This is a genomic window from Streptomyces sp. NBC_01635 (genome assembly GCF_045209715.1).
GTDB lineage: Bacteria > Actinomycetota > Actinomycetes > Streptomycetales > Streptomycetaceae > Streptomyces > Streptomyces hirsutus.
In genome coordinates, this window is sequence record NZ_CP109277.1 from 8531178 (window position 1) to 8547807 (window position 16630).

The 16630-nt window shown below is 73.3% G+C and carries 16 protein-coding genes and 3 pseudogenes; 12 read left to right on the top strand and 7 right to left on the bottom strand.

All coding sequences use genetic code 11. The annotated features are described in order from the left end of the window. Positions 1-405: 405 nt before the first annotated feature. The 4 genes and pseudogenes from OHB56_RS38930 to OHB56_RS38945 form a co-directional block, all read left to right on the top strand. Positions 406-678, top strand: a pseudogene (locus OHB56_RS38930) (alcohol dehydrogenase); the annotation flags it as partial. A 138-nt stretch (positions 679-816) separates the two neighbouring features. Continuing rightward, positions 817-1422, top strand: coding sequence for a hypothetical protein (locus tag OHB56_RS38935; RefSeq protein WP_326751050.1), 606 nt, complete (start codon positions 817-819; stop codon positions 1420-1422). Between the two features lie 219 nt (positions 1423-1641). Continuing rightward, on the top strand, positions 1642-3372 hold the full coding sequence (locus tag OHB56_RS38940; protein ID WP_406358606.1) for a SulP family inorganic anion transporter: 1731 nt from the start codon (positions 1642-1644) through the stop codon (positions 3370-3372). 444 nt (positions 3373-3816) lie between these two features. Beyond that, complete coding sequence (locus tag OHB56_RS38945) at positions 3817-4161, top strand: metalloregulator ArsR/SmtB family transcription factor (protein ID WP_055626368.1); 345 nt, start codon at positions 3817-3819, stop codon at positions 4159-4161. 28 nt (positions 4162-4189) lie between these two features. Here OHB56_RS38945 and OHB56_RS38950 read toward each other — a convergent pair whose 3' ends face one another. Then, positions 4190-4843, bottom strand: a complete 654-nt coding sequence (locus OHB56_RS38950; RefSeq protein WP_406358609.1) for a class I SAM-dependent methyltransferase — start codon at positions 4841-4843, stop codon at positions 4190-4192. A gap of 132 nt (positions 4844-4975) precedes the next feature. On the opposite strand from OHB56_RS38950, the gene OHB56_RS38955 reads away from it, so the two are divergent. The 4 genes and pseudogenes from OHB56_RS38955 (at position 4976) to OHB56_RS38970 (ending at position 9322) form a co-directional block, all read left to right on the top strand. Next, positions 4976-5428 (top strand): flavodoxin family protein, encoded by a 453-nt coding sequence (locus OHB56_RS38955; RefSeq protein ID WP_055591628.1) that lies wholly within the window; start codon positions 4976-4978, stop codon positions 5426-5428. Positions 5429-5502: 74 nt separating this feature from the next. Beyond that, positions 5503-6155 (top strand): annotated as a pseudogene (locus OHB56_RS38960) (GNAT family N-acetyltransferase). A 263-nt stretch (positions 6156-6418) separates the two neighbouring features. Beyond that, a complete protein-coding gene (locus tag OHB56_RS38965; protein ID WP_326751046.1) occupies positions 6419-7096 on the top strand; it encodes a lytic polysaccharide monooxygenase auxiliary activity family 9 protein in 678 nt (225 codons plus the stop codon). A gap of 285 nt (positions 7097-7381) precedes the next feature. Continuing rightward, on the top strand, positions 7382-9322 hold the full coding sequence (locus OHB56_RS38970) for a DUF1996 domain-containing protein (protein ID WP_406359302.1): 1941 nt from the start codon (positions 7382-7384) through the stop codon (positions 9320-9322). Positions 9323-9438: 116 nt separating this feature from the next. On the opposite strand, the pseudogene OHB56_RS38975 reads toward OHB56_RS38970, so the two are convergent. Then, positions 9439-10002, bottom strand: a pseudogene (locus tag OHB56_RS38975) (MMPL family transporter); the annotation flags it as partial. A 664-nt stretch (positions 10003-10666) separates the two neighbouring features. Between OHB56_RS38975 and OHB56_RS38980 the strand changes: the two are divergent. From OHB56_RS38980 to OHB56_RS38995, 4 genes are all read left to right on the top strand, one after another. Beyond that, on the top strand, positions 10667-11272 hold the full coding sequence (locus OHB56_RS38980; protein ID WP_406358612.1) for a hypothetical protein: 606 nt from the start codon (positions 10667-10669) through the stop codon (positions 11270-11272). A gap of 104 nt (positions 11273-11376) precedes the next feature. Further along, on the top strand, positions 11377-11643 hold the full coding sequence (locus tag OHB56_RS38985) for a hypothetical protein (RefSeq protein WP_055597419.1): 267 nt from the start codon (positions 11377-11379) through the stop codon (positions 11641-11643). Between the two features lie 150 nt (positions 11644-11793). After that, positions 11794-12714, top strand: coding sequence for an oxygenase MpaB family protein (locus tag OHB56_RS38990; protein ID WP_406358614.1), 921 nt, complete (start codon positions 11794-11796; stop codon positions 12712-12714). 81 nt (positions 12715-12795) lie between these two features. Beyond that, positions 12796-13302 (top strand): SRPBCC family protein, encoded by a 507-nt coding sequence (locus OHB56_RS38995; RefSeq protein WP_406358616.1) that lies wholly within the window; start codon positions 12796-12798, stop codon positions 13300-13302. 81 nt (positions 13303-13383) lie between these two features. Here the strand turns inward: OHB56_RS38995 and OHB56_RS39000 are convergent, their stop codons facing one another. The 5 genes from OHB56_RS39000 to OHB56_RS39020 form a co-directional block, all read right to left on the bottom strand. After that, positions 13384-14079, bottom strand: coding sequence for an adenosylcobinamide amidohydrolase (locus tag OHB56_RS39000; RefSeq protein WP_406358618.1), 696 nt, complete (start codon positions 14077-14079; stop codon positions 13384-13386). Between the two features lie 73 nt (positions 14080-14152). After that, complete coding sequence (locus OHB56_RS39005) at positions 14153-14590, bottom strand: ATP-binding protein (RefSeq protein ID WP_326751041.1); 438 nt, start codon at positions 14588-14590, stop codon at positions 14153-14155. An 86-nt stretch (positions 14591-14676) separates the two neighbouring features. After that, entirely contained in the window at positions 14677-14829 is a 153-nt protein-coding gene (locus OHB56_RS39010) for a hypothetical protein (protein ID WP_107097835.1), read from the bottom strand. A 146-nt stretch (positions 14830-14975) separates the two neighbouring features. Then, positions 14976-16058, bottom strand: a complete 1083-nt coding sequence (locus tag OHB56_RS39015) for a DUF6745 domain-containing protein (protein WP_326751040.1) — start codon at positions 16056-16058, stop codon at positions 14976-14978. Positions 16059-16179: 121 nt separating this feature from the next. Next, positions 16180-16506, bottom strand: coding sequence for a hypothetical protein (locus OHB56_RS39020; protein ID WP_406358621.1), 327 nt, complete (start codon positions 16504-16506; stop codon positions 16180-16182). Between the last annotated feature and the right edge of the window lie 124 nt (positions 16507-16630).

Here is a 16630-nt window from a genome sequence, read left to right on the forward strand (position 1 = left end):
CCTGCGTGTGGCCGCGCCCGACGCCCGCCGACCGAGGCCACGCTCCTGCGGGGCTCCGTCGCCGTCCGCGCTGTGCCCGGACCACCGGCCACGGTGCACAGCGGGTCGCGAGGGGGTGACGGCCCGGGTCCGGCAGCGCGCTCGACCGGGTGCTCCTCCGAGGGCCGGGGACCGCCGACATGCCGGGGCAGTCCGTGCGACCGGCGCGGCCGGGAACCGGGTCACCGAGCCGCCGCGGCTGTCGGACGGCCCGCGCGGATCCCCTCCGGTGCGCTCAGACTGGAAGAGCAGGGCCGGACCGCGGGCCACCTCCCGGAGTCCCGGCCGCCGCAGGCGGGCGCGGGTTCGCCCGAGGCCGAAGCCCGCCGGAACCGAGAAGGGGTGAGGACCGGCATGAAGGGCTACGGCTTCCACGGCCCCGCCACCCTGCGCATCGAGGACCTGTGGAGCAAGAACATCACCCTCACCACCGGGTCGGTCGACACCCGCTCCACCCCGACCCTGCTGCGGACGGCGGCGGCCGGCCGGTTCTCCGGCGGGCAGCTGATCACCCCCACCTTCCCGCTCGACCGCATGCAGGAGGCGTACGACGTCTTCGGCGACGCCGCCGAGACCGGTGTGCTCGAGGTCGTCCTGGGCGGAGAGCGGCGTGAGGTCGTCCCGGCGTACGCGGCCTGACGGCCCGGCCTCCCGGTGCGGCCCGACGGCGGCCGTGGCTCCGAAGCTTTCGGACCCCGGACAGGACCGTTGGGCCCCATGCGTCGGGCAGCCCGGTGACGGACCCTGAAGAGGGGGCGCGCGAGGAGGTGACAACCGATGGGAAGGGCCCGTGGTGCGCGGCCCCGCAGGGTGTGGCTGTGGCGCTGGCGGAGCAGCCCGCTGCGCCGCCGCAGTGACGTGATCGAAGCCTGGCTGCTGCTCGCCACCCTTGTCCTCACCCTGTTCGCCGGGGCGGTCACCGGCCTGGCGGCGGCGGGGGCGGTGGACCGGTCCCTCGCGGAGCGCCGCGCGGAGTCCCACATCGTCTCCGCCGTGCTGGCCGAGGACACGGCCGACGCGCTGCCCTCGCCGGTGACCGAGGACGGCAGCGGGGACGGCCGCGCGTGGGTGAAGGTGCGGTGGAAGGCCCCCGACGGCACCAGCCGCACGGGCCGGGCCGAAGCCGGCCCCGGGGACAAGGCGGGCGACGTGGTCACCGTGTGGACGGATGACGCGGGACGTCTCGTCCCCGAGCCGCCCGGCGGAGCGGACGCACGGTTCCAGGCGGTCATGGCCGGCCTCACGGTCGCCGCCGCCACCGGGGGAATGGCCGTGATCGGCGGATGGCTCGTCCGGTCCCGGATGGGGCAACGGCGCTCGGAGGAGTGGGAGGCCGAGTGGCGGCAGGTCGAACCGTTGTGGCGAAGGCGGATGAGGGGGTGACCGGCTGACGGGCCGGTCACCGGCGTGCTGACGACCGGCCGGACCGTGCGAGCCGGCCGGGTACTGCCTTTCCCACCGCGCACTACTCGAGCGATCTGCGCAATTGCTAAATTTAGCAATTGCATACATGCTTGAACGCATGTCCGTCGTCGCGGGCCACCGAGGCTCGCGACGTCATCGCGCGACGGCGTGCCGTGGCCGCCGGGAAGTCGAGGGGTCGTGTCAGTACCGCCGTGGCTCACCGGAGCCCGGTCCCGCATCACGTCGCTGCTGCCCGGCCGGGACGACCTCGGCCGGATGCGCCGCAACCCGCGCCGGGACCTGCTCGCCGGTCTGACCGTCGCCGTCGTCGCCCTGCCCCTCGCGCTCGGCTTCGGAGTCTCCTCCGGACTCGGCGCGCAGGCCGGGCTGGCCACCGCTGTGGTCGCCGGCGCGCTGGCGGCCGTGTTCGGCGGCTCCAACCTCCAGGTCTCCGGACCGACCGGCGCGATGACGGTGGTCCTGGTGCCCATCGTCGCCGACCACGGCCCGTCGGGCGTGCTCACCGTCGGGCTGATGGCAGGCGCGATCCTGGTGGCGTTGGCACTGCTGCGGGCCGGCGGCGGCATGCGGTACGTGCCCGCGCCCGTGGTGGAGGGCTTCACACTCGGCATCGCGTGCGTGATCGGACTGCAGCAGATCCCGAACGCCCTCGGCGTGCCCGCCCCCGAGGGGGACCGGGTCCTGGTGGTGGCCCGGCGGGCGTTCGAGGAGTTCGCCCGCACCCCCGACTGGACCGCCGTCGCACTGGCGCTCTCGGTGGCCGCCGTGATGCTGCTCGGGGCGCGCTGGAGACCCGCCGTGCCCTTCTCCGTCCTCGCCGTGATCGCGGCCACGCTCGTGGTGCAGATCGGCGGACCGGACGGGGTGCGGCTCATCGGCGAACTGCCCTCCGGTCTGCCCGCCCCCTCGCTCGCCTTCGTCGACGTCGGCGCCCTCCCCGACCTGGTCGCGCCCGCCCTGGCCGTGGCGGCCCTGGCCGCACTGGAGTCGCTGCTGTCCGCCTCCGTCGCCGACGGCATGACCGTCGGGCAGCGGCACGACGCGGATCGCGAGCTGTTCGGACAGGGCGTGGCGAACCTGGCCGCGCCGCTGTTCGGTGGTGTCCCCGCGACCGGCGCGATCGCCCGCACCGCGGTCAACGTCCGCGCCGGAGCCACTTCACGGCTGGCCTCGCTCGCTCACGCCGCGGTCCTCGCCGGGATCGTCCTCACGGCGGCCCCGCTGGTGTCGAAGATCCCGCTCGCCGCTCTGGCGGGCGTCCTGCTGGCCACCGCGGTCCGGATGGTCGAGGTCGGCTCGCTGCGCGCCATGGCCCGTGCCACCCGCTCCGACGCGCTGATCCTCGTCCTGACGGCCGTCGCCACCCTTGTCCTCGATCTCGTCCTCGCCGTGATCATCGGTCTGGCCGTCGCGGGTCTCCTCGCGCTGCGCGCCGTCGCCCGGCAGGCGCGGCTCGCACCGCTGGCGCTCGACCGGGGCGACCACACGGAGGAGGAGCACCGGCTGCTCGCCGAGCACATCGTCGCCTACCGCATCGACGGTCCGCTGTTCTTCGCCGCCGCCCACCGCTTCCTGCCGGCACTGAACGAACTCGCCGGTGTACGCGTCGTCGTCCTGCGCCTGTCGCACCTGAGCGTCGTCGACGCCACCGGCGCTCTCGTGCTCAAGGACGCGGTGGCGAAGCTGAGGCGGCGCGGCATCGCCGTCATGGTCTCCGGTATCCGTCCCGGCCATCGTCAGGTCCTCGACTCCGTCGGGGCCCTCGACCTGCTGCGGCACGAGGGCCGGGAGTACGCCACGACCCCCGAGGCGATCGGTGCGGCCCGCGAGCACCTGCGACTCACCGGCGTCCTGCCCGCGGCCCGGGCCCCGGGACCGGCACCGCTGCCCGTGGGGGAGGCGCTGTGACCCGCGCGCAGCCCGCTCCGCCCCCTCCGCGGCACAGGCGGAGCCCATCCGCGCGGGGAGCGACGGTGACGCCGGTGTGCTGCCTTGCCGTCAGGTGCTCACCCTCCCCGCCGAGCCGTCCGCCTCCCCCGCCCGCGAGACCGCCGAGCAGGCCCGGCCGAGCAGAGGAGCGGCGAACGCCACCCCGCGACCGGCCCCGCGTCACTCGTCGGGCGCCGGGCCACCGTCGTCGGACCGGTGACACGGCGGTGGTCCGCGACAGCGGTGACGGCCGTGGAAGGAGCGTCCGGGCCCTCCCGTGATCCCCGAGGGCAGGACCGCCGGGCACCAGTGATGTGCGGAGTTGCTAATGTCGGCAAGCGTCGAGGCCGGGTGCCGACGACGTACAGGTGAGGCGAGGGACCGGGGCCCGGGCCGGACCGGCGCCGGGAAGGGGACGGCACGATGACCACGCCGCTGCACCAGCTGAAGGCCGAGTTCTTCAAGACCCTGGGGCATCCCGCCCGTATCCGGGTCCTGGAACTCCTCAGTGAGCGTGAGCACTCGGTCGCGGAGATGCTGCCCCAGGTGGGCATCGAACCGGCACATCTCTCCCAGCAGCTGGCGGTGTTGCGGCGGGCGAACCTCGTGGTCAGCCGTAAGGAGGGCTCGACCGTCCACTACTCGCTGACCAGCCCCCACGTGGCGGAACTGCTCCGCGTGGCGCGCACCATCCTGTCCGGTGTCCTCGCCGGCCAGGCCGAACTGCTCGCCGACCTCAGGGACGAGACGAGCCCGCTGCCCCGGTGAGGGCCGCGTTCCGCGCAACCGTCCCGTGTCAGTCCGCCGGGGCCATGTCCTCGCGCCGGCAGTGCAGGAAGAGCTGGGGTTCCGGCGTGGCGTCGGGATGGGCCGGGGTGAACATCACGCTTTCCTCGGACAGCACCGTCAGCCCCGCGTCCCGCACCAGGCCGATCACGCCCTGGGCGGCGAAGCTGGTGACCCGCACCTTCTGCCCCATGAAGACACCGTCGAAGCCCTCCACGTCCAGGGGCACGGTCGCCAGGACGAACAGGCCCCCCGGCCGCAGCACCCGGGTCAGTCGGCGCAGCAGGTCGGACTGCTCCGCACGGGACATCTGGAGCAGCGTGAAGTACAGACAGACGGCGTCGAACGAGCCGTCCTCGACCGGTGTTTCGCGGATGTCGCCGCAGCGGAACTCGGCATCGGGCACCTGCCGGGACGCGATCTCCACCATCACCGGTGACACGTCGACCCCCAGCACCCGGTGCCCCGCCGCGGCCAGTGTCGCGGCCGTGGGCCGGCCCGTCCCGCTGCCCACGTCCAGTACCCGGGCGGCGGGCGGGAGCCGTTCCAGCAGCCATGCCAGGGAGGCCCGGTGCGTCCCGGAAGCGGCGAACGCCTCCTCGTAGTCGCTGCCCAGCGCGTCGAACACCGCTGCCGCCGGTGACCTGCGATTCTCGTCGACCAAGACGTACCCCGTCTCCGTGTACCGATGTCGCGCATCGTGCCATTCCCGCAGGGCCCCCACAACCGTTCGCCGCTCCTCCCGGCGCGCCGGACCGGCTTGCGGGGGTGCCGGCCGGCACGGCAGGGTCGGAGGGTGCCGACTCTGCTGATCATTCATCACACGCCCTCGCCCAACTGCCAGACGATGTTCGAAGCGGTCCTCTCCGGTGCCACGGCCCCGGAGATCGAGGATGTCCGCGTGGTGCGGCGGGCGGCCCTGTCCGCCACCGCGGGCGACGTCCTGGAAGCCGACGGCTATCTCCTCGGCACCCCGGCGAACCTCGGCTACATGTCGGGGGCGCTCAAGCACTTCTTCGACCAGGTCTACTACCCGTGCCTGGACACCACCCGGGGCCGGCCCTTCGGCTACTACGTGCACGGCGGCAGCGACGTCACCGGGGCGGTGCGGGGTATCGAGTCCGTCACGAAGGGCCTCGGCTGGCGGCGCGCCGCCGACGCCGTGACCGTCACGGGCGAACCCGACAAGGCCGCCGTCGAGCGGTGCTGGGAACTGGGCGCCACCCTCGCCGCCGGCCTGATGGACTGATGTCCCGGTCGCATCGGCCCGTCGTCCCGGTACGAAGTGGCAGAAGGGGGCGACAGAGTTGTAAGAGCGCTCCCATGTGGTGCAGGGTGCCGGGCGTGATCCCGTCTCCCTCGATTCGCCCGTACCGGCGCGAGGACCGGCCGGCCCTCGACGACATCTGTATCCGCAACGCGCGCAACGGCCAGGACAGCCGCCCCCTGCACCGCGATCCGAGCATCCTCCCGGCGATCTCCGCCGCCCCCTACGTGCATCTGGAGCCCGGACCGGCCTTCGTCCTGGACGACGGGCGGGGCGTGCGGTCGGCTGCATCCTCGGGGTCGCCGACACGGAGCGCTTCGCCCGGGACTTCCGGACCGCGTGGCCGCCCCTGGTCGCCGACCGCCACCCCGAGCCGTCCGGGCCGCCGGGGGCGAGGGGCGAGGAGACGGCCCGGCTCCTGCACCGTCCCGAGCGGATGTCCGTCCCCGAAGTCGCCGCCTACCCGGCCCATCTGCACATCGATCTGCTGCCCGACCGGCAGGGGCTCGGTCGCGGCCGGGAGCTGATGCGGGCACTCCTCGAGGCGCTGGGCGACCGCGGGGCGCCGGCGGTCCACCTCGTGATGGCGAAGGCCAACGAGCCCGCCAGGGCGTTCTACGACCGGATGGGCTTCCACGAGATCGAGGCGCGCATCGACGATTCCGTCGTCTGCCTCGGCCGCTCCACCCGGGACCGCGACCGGCTGTGACGGACGGATCGCGGCCGGCTTCGGACGGCCGGGACCGCCCCGCACGTCGAACGGTGTCGAACACGCCATGACCGGCGAGGAAGTGGCGCAAACGGGTGTTGCCCCTCCGCTTCTCGGGGCGCAGCCTGTGTTTCTGGGAGCGCTCCCATGGATCCTTCGTGTGCGCTCCGGCGTGCACCCCTGTATGCACCCCCACGTGCACTGGCACCTCCGCACGTCGCGCGCCGGCGTCCGCACGTCCCCCCACCCGGAAGAAGGAGATCATGAACTGGCATGTACGTGACTTACGGGTTCGTGTCGCATCGTGTCCCCCGATCGTCCTGAGCGTCCTCGTCGCCGCGCTGCTGTGTCTGATCCCCTGGAGCGGCACCGCGGTCGCGCACGGCTCGGTGGTCGACCCGGCGTCCCGCAACTACGGCTGCTGGCTGCGCTGGGGGAGTGACTTCCAGAATCCGGCCATGGCGGACGAGGACCCCATGTGCTGGCAGGCGTGGCAGGACAACCCCAACGCCATGTGGAACTGGAACGGTCTCTACCGCGACGGCTCCGCCGGTGATTTCGAGGCAGTGATCCCCGACGGTCAGTTGTGCAGCGGCGGACGGACCGAGGGCGGTCGCTACAACTCCATGGACACGGTGGGCGCCTGGCGGACCACCGACGTGGACAACGACTTCACCGTCCAGTTGTACGACCAGGCGAGCCATGGCGCGGACTACTTCCTCGTCTACGTCACCCGGCAGGGCTTCGACCCCACCACCCAGCCGCTGACCTGGGACGACCTCGAACTGGTGGCCACCACCGGCTCGTACGGCCCGAGCCAGAACTACTCGATCCCGGTGAGTACGTCCGGCTACAGCGGCCGCCATGTCGTCTACACGGTCTGGCAGGCCTCGCACATGGACCAGACGTATTTCCTGTGCAGTGACGTGAACTTCGGCTGACCAGCCGTTCCTTGCACTGCCCGGCCCCCGAAGTCCCCTCCGCGCAGGCCGAGTCGGGCGGGACCCGGGGGCTCGGGTGCGCCGGGGGTCCTGAGATTCTTCGAAGAAATCGTGAGGCGCTTGAACGCATCGCGGAGCACCTACGTATGAGGCGTGGGAATTTCATGCCCCCCGCGACAGAAGCGTAGGAGTACTGCCTTGGCACGCAACACACGCAGACGCCCCCGAGGGCCACAGCGCGCGACCTTCGCAGCGGTCGCGCTGATCCTGGGCGGAGGGGGGTTGATGGCGGCCAATGTCTATGCTTCCGCGACGGAGGACGACGCCGACGGGGCCGGTCAGACGCGGGTTCTCGGTGGCGCCACCATCGACTGCCCCGACGTGGGGACCAACCTGACCACGGTCCCCGAGAAGGCGCGGCCGGCCGTCGACAAGGAACTCGCGGCGCTGGACGAGCAGATCGCCCAGGCCTACCAGCGCCTGGCGGAGTCCGCCCCGGCCATTCAGCAGGACCCCGGCGTCGCCGACGAGAAGGTCGTGGGCCCGCTCGAGGAGGAGCGCTCCGCGACCCTCGACCGCATCTCGGGTGCCATGGAGCAGGAGGGCGACCGCCCCGAGGGCCTCGGCGAACTCGCCGACTGCTCCGTGGTCGACTCCGGTAACGCGTCCGCCCAGCCCGGCGACGGCCAGGACGGGAACGGTCAGGAGGGCGGACAGGGAGAAGAAGGCGAACAGGGCGGCGGAAACGGCGGCCAGGCGGGCAACGGGCCCGTCGCCGCGGACTTCGTGGACATCAAGAGCATCCAGCCCAACGCGGCCAAGCCCGCCGAGTCGGGCGACGCCTCGAAGGGCACCTTCGTCAGCAGGTGCGGCGTCAACGAGAACGGCCTGTTCAACTCGGACAACGTGATCGCCGCCCCGGGCGTCGCCAACGGCGCGCACCACTTCCACGACTACATCGGCAACCAGGCCACCAACGCCTTCTCCAGCGACGACGAGCTGGCGGCGGCCGACACCACCTGTGAGAACCAGAGCGACAAGTCGTCGTACTACTGGCCCGTGCTGCGGCTGCAGAACGGCACCGAGGAGCAGGACGCCAATTCACCCGGCGGCGGCATCGAGGGCAACGTCGGTGAGATCGTGACGCCCAAGGAGGTCACGCTGACCTTCGTGGGCAATCCGCAGGGCGAGGTCACGGCCATGCCGAGGCTGCTGCGCATCATCACGGGTGACGCCAAGTCCTTCGTCAACGGCCCCGCCAACGCCAACGCGTCCTGGAGCTGCACCGGTTTCGAGGACCGGCAGCTGGCGGACAAGTACCCGCTGTGCCCGCAGGGCAGTGACGTGGTCCGTACCTTCGACTTCCAGAGCTGCTGGGACGGACGCAACATCGACAGCGCCAACCACCGTACGCACATGGCGTTCGTGGACGCCCAGGGCAACTGCCCGTCCGGCTTCACGCCCGTGCCGCAGCTGGTCCAGCGCATCGTCTACGACGTCGACGCGCCCAGCCTGAACGACGGCGGCGCGACGACCCCGCTGTTCGCCGTGGACTCCTTCCCGGAGCAGCTGCACAAGCCGGGCACCGACCACGGCGACTTCGTCAACGTCTTCGAAGAGGACCTGATGCAGGAGATGGTCGACTGCATCAACGGCGGTCGCACCTGCGGTGCGGGTGCCGGCGGCGGCGAGCAGCCGGGTGAGGACCCGGAGGAGGAGCCCACCGAGGCGCCCTCCGCCCCCGAGGAGGGCGGCAACGACAACGGTGGCGCGCAGCCGGGCGACAACGGCGGCAAGGACAACGGCGGCAAGGACGACGGCGGCGCGCAGCCGGGCGACAACGGCGGCAAGGACAACGGCAACGGCGGCGACGACCAGCAGGAGAACCCCTCGGAGCCCCCGGCCGACGCCCCGGCCACCGAGGAGCCCGCGGGTGACGACGCCACCACCCCGCCCGGCGACGAGCAGCCCGAGGTCCGGGCCTCGGCCAAGGGCGACAACGTGGCAGGCGCCGGTCAGGACGACGACGGAGCCGGCCAGGCGACGCCGGACGTGGGCACGGCGACCAACGACGGCGGACAGCAGGCCGCTGCCGCGGACTCCACCGAGCCGCAGGCAGTGAACGGAGGTCTGGCCGACACCGGAGCCCAGCTCTGGCCGGCGGCGGTGGGCGCCGTCCTGCTCGTCGCGGGAGTCGTGCTCCTGCGTCGCGTGCGACGCGCCTGACCCAAAACGTCCCGCCTGGTGAGGTGCGGGCGCGGTACGACGGCGGCAGGTACCCCCGGGACCTGCCGCCGTCGCATGCCCGGCACCCGAGGCGTCCGTGTCTCCGGCCCTGAGCGCTACCCGGGCGTCCGGGAGGGCGCCGGCACGGCCTCACCCTCCGTGTCGATGTGCGGCAGGATCCGGTCCAGCCACCAGGGTGTCCACCAGGCGTGCCGGCCGAGCAGCGTCATGACGGCCGGGACCAGCAGCAGTCGTACGACGGTGGCGTCGATGAGCACGCTGACGGCAAGCCCCAGACCGAGCATCTTGACCACGACGTTGTCGCTCACGACGAATGCCGCGAACACGCTCACCATGATCAGCGCGGCGCAGGTGATGACCCGCGCGGTGATCTCCAGGGCGTGGGCGACCGAGGCCTTGGCGTCGCCGGTGCGCAGCCAGGCCTCGTGGACGCGGGAGAGCAGGAAGATCTCGTAGTCCATGCTGAGGCCGAAGACGATCGCGAACATCATCATCGGCACATAGCTCTCGATCGGCACCGTGCCGGACACGCCGAGCGCGGGCCCGCCCCAGCCCCACTGGAAGACGGCGACGACGACGCCGTAGGACGCGGTGATGGACAGGACGTTGAGGACGGCGGCCTTGACTGCGACGAGCAGCCCGCGGAACACGACCAGGACTCCGACGGTCTCCCCGCCCACCGACACCGGCTGGTGGGCGGAGGCGAACGAGTGCGGCAGCGCGGCGGTGAACGGGGGGAAGCGCAGCATCGTCGCCCGCTCGTCCGGCAGCCACAGCCGCCCGCCCGAGCGGTAGGCCTCGGCCATCGGCAGCGCGCCGCCCATCGGCACCCGCCACCAGGGTCTCAGCAGCGACCGGGGCACCCCGGCCACCACGCACAGCACCAGCGAACGCCGGTCGCGCGACCTCAGGTACACCAGGCCGCCATACCCTCCGAGGGCCTCGACCGCCGCCACCAAGGGCTGCGCGAGGACATCCTCGATCCGCCCCGCGTCCCCGGCCCCGCCCGCGGCCGGGCCGGGGCCGTGCCGGTCTCCCGGCCGCTCCCCGGTCGGCCCGGAAGCTGCCTCTTCCCTCTCGCGTCCTCCCGGTGCGGACGCACAGGACATCGTTCGCTCCCCCGCAGGATGTGCCATGCCCGGTGCTCCGGCGTGGCGGGGGACGGCCCCGGGCCCGCTCCGGGGGCGCCCCGGGCGTGAACCGGACATGCTGTGGACGTGCTCCGAGCGCGAAACGGGATCTGCCCAGAAGAACGCAACCTTTGGGTCAACCAGGTCGTCTCACCCGATATCAGCAGGATGCAACCCCTGGGGGCAGGAAATCATGCAAACCAGAACCATCTACGTGACCCTGGCACTCGTAGGTGCCGCGCTGAGTACGGCGGCGACGCCCGCCCTCGCCGCCCCGTCCGCCGCTCCGGCGGCGACGGCCCCGTCCACGGCCTGCCCCACCGGCTGGGGCAGCCTGGCCAAGAGCGCCACGGCCGGCACCGCCACGACCACGCCGGTCCGCGACGTCAGGACCGGCCGCCACGACTGCTACGACCGGATGGTCGTCGACCTGCCGGGCACGGGCGGCGGCAGTGCCGGAGCGGTCGGATACACGGTCCGGTACGTCGACCGGCTGTACCAGGACGGCTCCGGCACCCGCATCCCCGTCACCGGCGGCGCCGTCCTCGAAGTACGGGTGGCCGCACCGTCCTACGACCCCGAGACCGGCGAGCCCGCCTACCCCGCCCGCGCCGGGCAGCCACTGCCGGGTGTGAACCCGGCCGGGTACCGCACCTTCAGGGACACCCGCTTCGCCGCCAGCTTCGAGGGCGACACCCAGATCGGGCTCGGCGTGCGCGCCCGGCTGCCGTTCCGGGTGCTGCAGCTCCAGGACCGCCTCGTCATCGACGTCGCCCACAGCTGGACGGGCGCCCGCTGACCTCCCGCACCGCCCGGCCGGAGCGGACGCGGGGGAGGACAGAAGCCCCGGCTCCGCTCCGGCGCGGGGCGGCGATTGTCAGTGGGGGATGCCACCCTGCGGGTATGGACGAGCTGGAGTTCATGCGTGGCCGGGTCTACGGGGCGGACCACGACGATCCGGGACCGCGCGACGGGCGGTCCTACGTGGAACTGGCCGGCGGGCCGCTGGACGGTCTGTTGCTGGACATCACCGACCTGTGCGGGACGGAACTGCGTGGCGGTGTCGGGCTGCCCACCGAGATAGGGCGCTACGGCGCGGGCGGCCGCGCCGTGTACGTGCCCCGCGCCGGGGACGGGAGGGTGTTCGACTGGAGGGGGGACGTTCCGTGAGGCGTGCCGGGGAGTGAGGCGGGCGTGGTGACCTGGCGGATCACGGGTACTGGACGGGGAGCGGGCAGGCGTGGGAGCAGGCACGGTGCAGGGGCGCCGGCCGGTCGCGCGCCGACCGGGCGTCGCGGGTGCAAGGAGGCGGTGCGAGCGATGGAACTCCTCTCGGACAACGGCCGGGTACTGCGCGACCGGATCGGCGAGGCGATCTTCTCCCGGGTGGCGGGACCGGACGGTCCCGACAACCGCGCCCGTATCCACGGCGCGCCCGGCCCGCGCTGGTTCGGTCCCGAGCGCCCCGTCCGGCAGGTGCACGGGGACGCCTCGATGTTCATCGGCGGGCTGTCGGCGCTGCTGCTCCAGTCGCTCCATCCGCTGGCCATGGCCGCCGTCGCGGGGCACTCGGGGTTCCGCGGCGACCCCTGGGGACGCCTCCAGCGGACCAGCACCTTCCTCGCCATGACCACCTACGGCCCGGCCGACAGCGCCCAGCGGGCGGTCGACCGGGTACGGGCCGTGCACGCGACGGTGTACGGCACCACCCCCGACGGACAGGAGTACCGCGCCGCCGACCCCCATCTGCTGTGCTGGGTGCACATCGCGGAGGTCGACTGCTTCCTCCGTGCCCACCAGCGCTTCGGCGCCCGGCCGCTGGATGCCGCCGGCTGCGACGCGTACGTCGAGGACATGGCGCGCATCGCCACCGCGCTCGGCGTGCCCGACCCGCCGACGAACCGTGCCGAGCTCACCGACCGGCTCGCCGCCTACCGGAGCGAGCTGCGCTCCACACCCGAGGCACGCGGCGTGGCGCGCTTCCTGCTGCTCCACCCGCCCGTGCCGGTTCTCGCCCGGCTGCCGTACGGCGCCCTCGCGGCCGGAGCGGTGTCGCTGCTGCCCCTCTGGGCCTCGCGCGCGCTGCGGCTGCCCCGGGTGCCGCCCGCCGAGGGTGTGGTCGTCCGCCCGCTGGGCATCGCCGTCACCGCCGGCATCCGCTGGGCCCTGGCGCCGGGCGCGCCCGCACGGCACGGGCAGCGCCCGCGCCCGCCCGCACCCGGGCCGGGCACCGATGGCTGACCGCGTGTCGGCGCCCGGCCCGGGTACGGGCGGACGGGACCGGTTGATGCGCTCGTACAGGTCCGTACGCGGGAGGTCGTGGTGGCGGTTCGGCCTCGTCTGATCAGAACGAGTCCGCAGACGGTCTGGGACGTCCTCGCGGACGGCAGCCGCTCTGCGGACCGGGTGGTGGGGGCCTCGTCGTCGGAGCCGGTGTGCGGGCAGTGGCCCCGGCTCGGAGCGGCGATCCGGTACGAAGTGCGGCTGGGGCCCGTTCGCCTGGCCAACGAGATGGTCGTCCGGCGCTGTGAGTGGGGCGAGGCCCTGGAACTCGAGGCCCGGGCGGGCGCGTTCGGCACGGCGCGGATCGCCGTCGAGTTGCGGTCCCGGGATGAGGAGTGCCTGGTGACCGTGGACGAACACCCCCTGCGGGGCGTCGGCGGCCGAGTGCGCAATCCGGCCGTGCAGGCGCTGGTCCCGGTCCGCCACCGTGCCGTGCCCGCCAGGCCGGCGGAACTCTGCGAGACCGAGGCCGCCGAGTGCGAACGCCGTCGCCCGCTCGGCCAGGTCGTCGCGCGGGAACCCGGTCCGAACGGCACCCGCGTTTGACTCCGAGACGCGTCTCGACACTTCGACGCCTCGGCCGACCGGGCCGAGGAGCAGGGGCCCGAGCTGCCGGGCCGCCACCGCTCAGAACGAGGGCGGCGTCGCGTCGTGCACAGCGCGGTGAACGGCGCGTGCCAACCGTGCTCCCCAGGCAGAGCGGGGCCCGGCGAAGGCGTGCGGCGTCTCGCCGGGGGAGGGGGTGCGGGCGGCGACGCACACCGCGTCGGTGGGGGTTCCGGAACAGTGGTGACCGGCCTCCAGAAGGGCCTGTGTCTTCGCCTCCGTCGCGGTGGCCACCGCGTTGACCAGGGCGGCGTCGGTGAGCGGCACCGGCAGCGCCACCACGATGTTGATCGTGCCCGGCGCCTGCGCGCCGCTTCCCGCAGCCGCCTCCTCGGCTTCGGGGACCGCCGCCCAGCCGCGTACGTCGATGCCCGAGGTGACGATCGCCTCCACACCGTTGTCGTGCGCGTGGGCGTACGCCGAGACGTCGGCGGCCGTCATCAGACCGACCCCCGGACCGCGCGCGCCCGCTCCGGCGGCGAGTTCGGCGAGGTGCCGGTCCGGGTCGGTGCGCCGGTAGCCGTGGGATACCTGGGCGTTGAGGACCCAGCACCGTTCGCCGATGCCGCCGCCCAGCACCGCGCTGCTGATCATCCGCATGCCCGGTCCGGGGGCCCACAGCAGGGCGTGCAGGTCCCCACCGTCCTCGACACGGGTCAGGCGGCGCGGGCGCAGCAGCCCGCCGGAGACGCGGGGCGGGGGGAGGACGGCGGTCACCGGACGGAACTCCTCGGGGATCGGGGCGGACCGATCGTATTCCGGTGTGGCCGTCCTGCGGGCAGCGGCCCGATCAGTGCTCCGCTTCCGCCCCCGGCGCCCTTTCCGTCCGCGGCCCGCGGAAGCAGGCGGTGACCGACTTGCCGTGGGGACAGGGGCGGCTCTCCCACTCGTCGGCCAGGGCGTCCACGAGGAGCATGCCGCGCCCCCCGGTGCCCTCGAGCCCCGGGCTGCGGCGGGCCGGCAGCTCGGCGGACGTGTCGTGGACGGAGATGTGCAGGCAGTTGTCGTCGCGGGACAGGGTCAACTGGGCGTTGCTGTGGGCGTGTTTGTGGGCGTTGGTGACCAGCTCCGACACGGTCAGCAGCACGGCGTCCGCCGTCTCGGGCGCCGTGCTGGTCCATCCCAGGGCGTTGAGGTGCTCCCGCGCCCAGTCCCGGGCGGCCTTCACCTCCCCGCCCATCGGCAGGGAACGTGCCCAGCCCACAGCGCGGACCGACGGCTCATCCATGAGGCTCCTTCCTGGTCTTCCTGGTCACAGCCGCGCGGCCCGGGACTTCACGGGCCCCGGACCGCTCCGACGAGCGGTACGAACGGTCAGCGGCGGCGGCCGCCGCGGAGCCTGCCCAGCATCCGCTGGGCCTGCGCCCGGCGCCGGGGGTCGGCCGCGGCACGCCGCACCTGTTCCGTCGCGCGCCGTCCCTGAGGGCTGCCGGCGAACCGCTTGATGCGCTCCACGATTCCGGCCATGAGGGGCTCCTTTCCACGGGACCTCGTTCCCGGTGGCCCGGTCGGCCGGTGGTCACTCGTCGGTCACCGAATGTCGTCCTTGCCGGTACGTCCTCCGCTTACCCCCTCCAGGCCGACTCAGCCCTGCGGCCGGCGGGACGGCCGCCTCACGTCTGCCGCAACGGCTCGTAGACCCCGGCCTCGAGCCCGAACGTCCAGGCCACTCCCTCCCGGGCGGTCCGCGTCGTCGGCGGCACCCGCAGCCAGTACGTGCGGTGGGTACCGTCGGGCTCCGGCGTGGAGTTGACGACCTCCACCATCACGACCGGCTCGTCGTCGTCGAGTTCGATCCGCCAGAGGATGCCCGTCTCGTCCCGGTGCATGGGCTGTGCCCCGGAATCGGCCAGGTAGCGGTCGTAGCCGTAGTACTCCAGCATCACCCGGCGCAGCTCGGCGTTCTCCTCGGCACGGATCCGCTCCGGCGTGAGGGTGCGCAGGTCCTCCAGGAAGGCGCGTTCCACCGGCATGCCGCGCCAGGCGCACAGGGCGAACCCGTCGGGGTACTCCAGCGCCGGGCCGTCCCCGTGGTCCAGCCGGCCCGCCTCGTCACGGTGCAGGGCGACCGGGCGCTCGCACACCACCGCCACCTTCTCGAAGGGCCACCACCAGCCGGCGCTGCGGCACACCTGCGCCAGTCCGTCGAGTGGGGAGGCCCCGTCGGCCTCCAGTGCGGCCAGCCACGGCGCGTCGTGCTGTCCGAGCAGCGCGTCCAGGAGGACCAGCCGTATCCCGGTACGGGCGTCCGTGTCGTCGGCGGCGAGTTCGTCGAGCACCCCGGTGCCGATCCGATCCGTCAGCGCCTGCGTGGAATCCCAGAGCGCACCGCCGGTCGCCGACCAGTGCCGCGCCCAGCCCGCCGCGCCCAACCGCTCGTGCAGACGCGCGCGTTCGGCCGCCCAGGGGGCCGTGCGTACCGCCTCGCGCACGCTCGCCCCGAAGCCGGTGCCCTGCCGCACCAAGGTCACGCCCTCGCGCGGCGATCGGGCCCAGACCAGCCGCTCCGGCTCCGGCAGCCCGGCGCGCCGGTACGCCAGCCGGACGCCCTCCTCGGCCGCGTCCCGGTCGGCGGGTTCCGCGCTCGCGGCCCACGCACGCCAGCGCCCCGGGTCCTGTGCGCCGTCCTCGCCCGCCCTCGACGGGAAGACGCCGGTCCCGGCCGCCGTACCGTTCGTCTGCTCCGTCGTCGTCATCGTCAACGTCCCCTGCCCGCGCCGCTCGTTCGATCCGTGCTCTTGGTGCTGTTCGTGCTCTGCGTGCACTTCGCGTTCCTCACGCCCTGGTACCCGTCGTGGTGCTTGCCGGCCGTGCCGCTCAGTCGGCGACGATCCGTACGGAACCGGGGACGTACTCGCGCTGCCGGATCACGCGGTACCACCCCTTGGGCAGCGGGATCGTCGCGTGCTCCTCGTGCACCACCCGGCCGTCCTCGGGCAGATGCAGCAGCAGCGGCCCGAAGGGACCCGGCTCGCTCACCAGTTCGCCCTTTCCGACGACCGCGTGCGCATGCCCGGTGACCTCTCCCAGGGCCAGCACCAGCCGGCCCCGGGCGTCACGCGGTTCCTTGGGCGCGTCCGGGACGTGCGCGGGCACCGCCTCCTCCGCGACGGGCACGATCAGCACGTCTCCCTGCCGGTACATGGCTCTCCCCTCCACCCCGGCGCACGGTGCTCCGGGGTCAGTGGGAGGACCGTACGGGCCACCACTGACAACAGTCCCTGGCCAGACCCGCCGCGGGATGTTGTCAGTCGCTGTTGGTAGAACT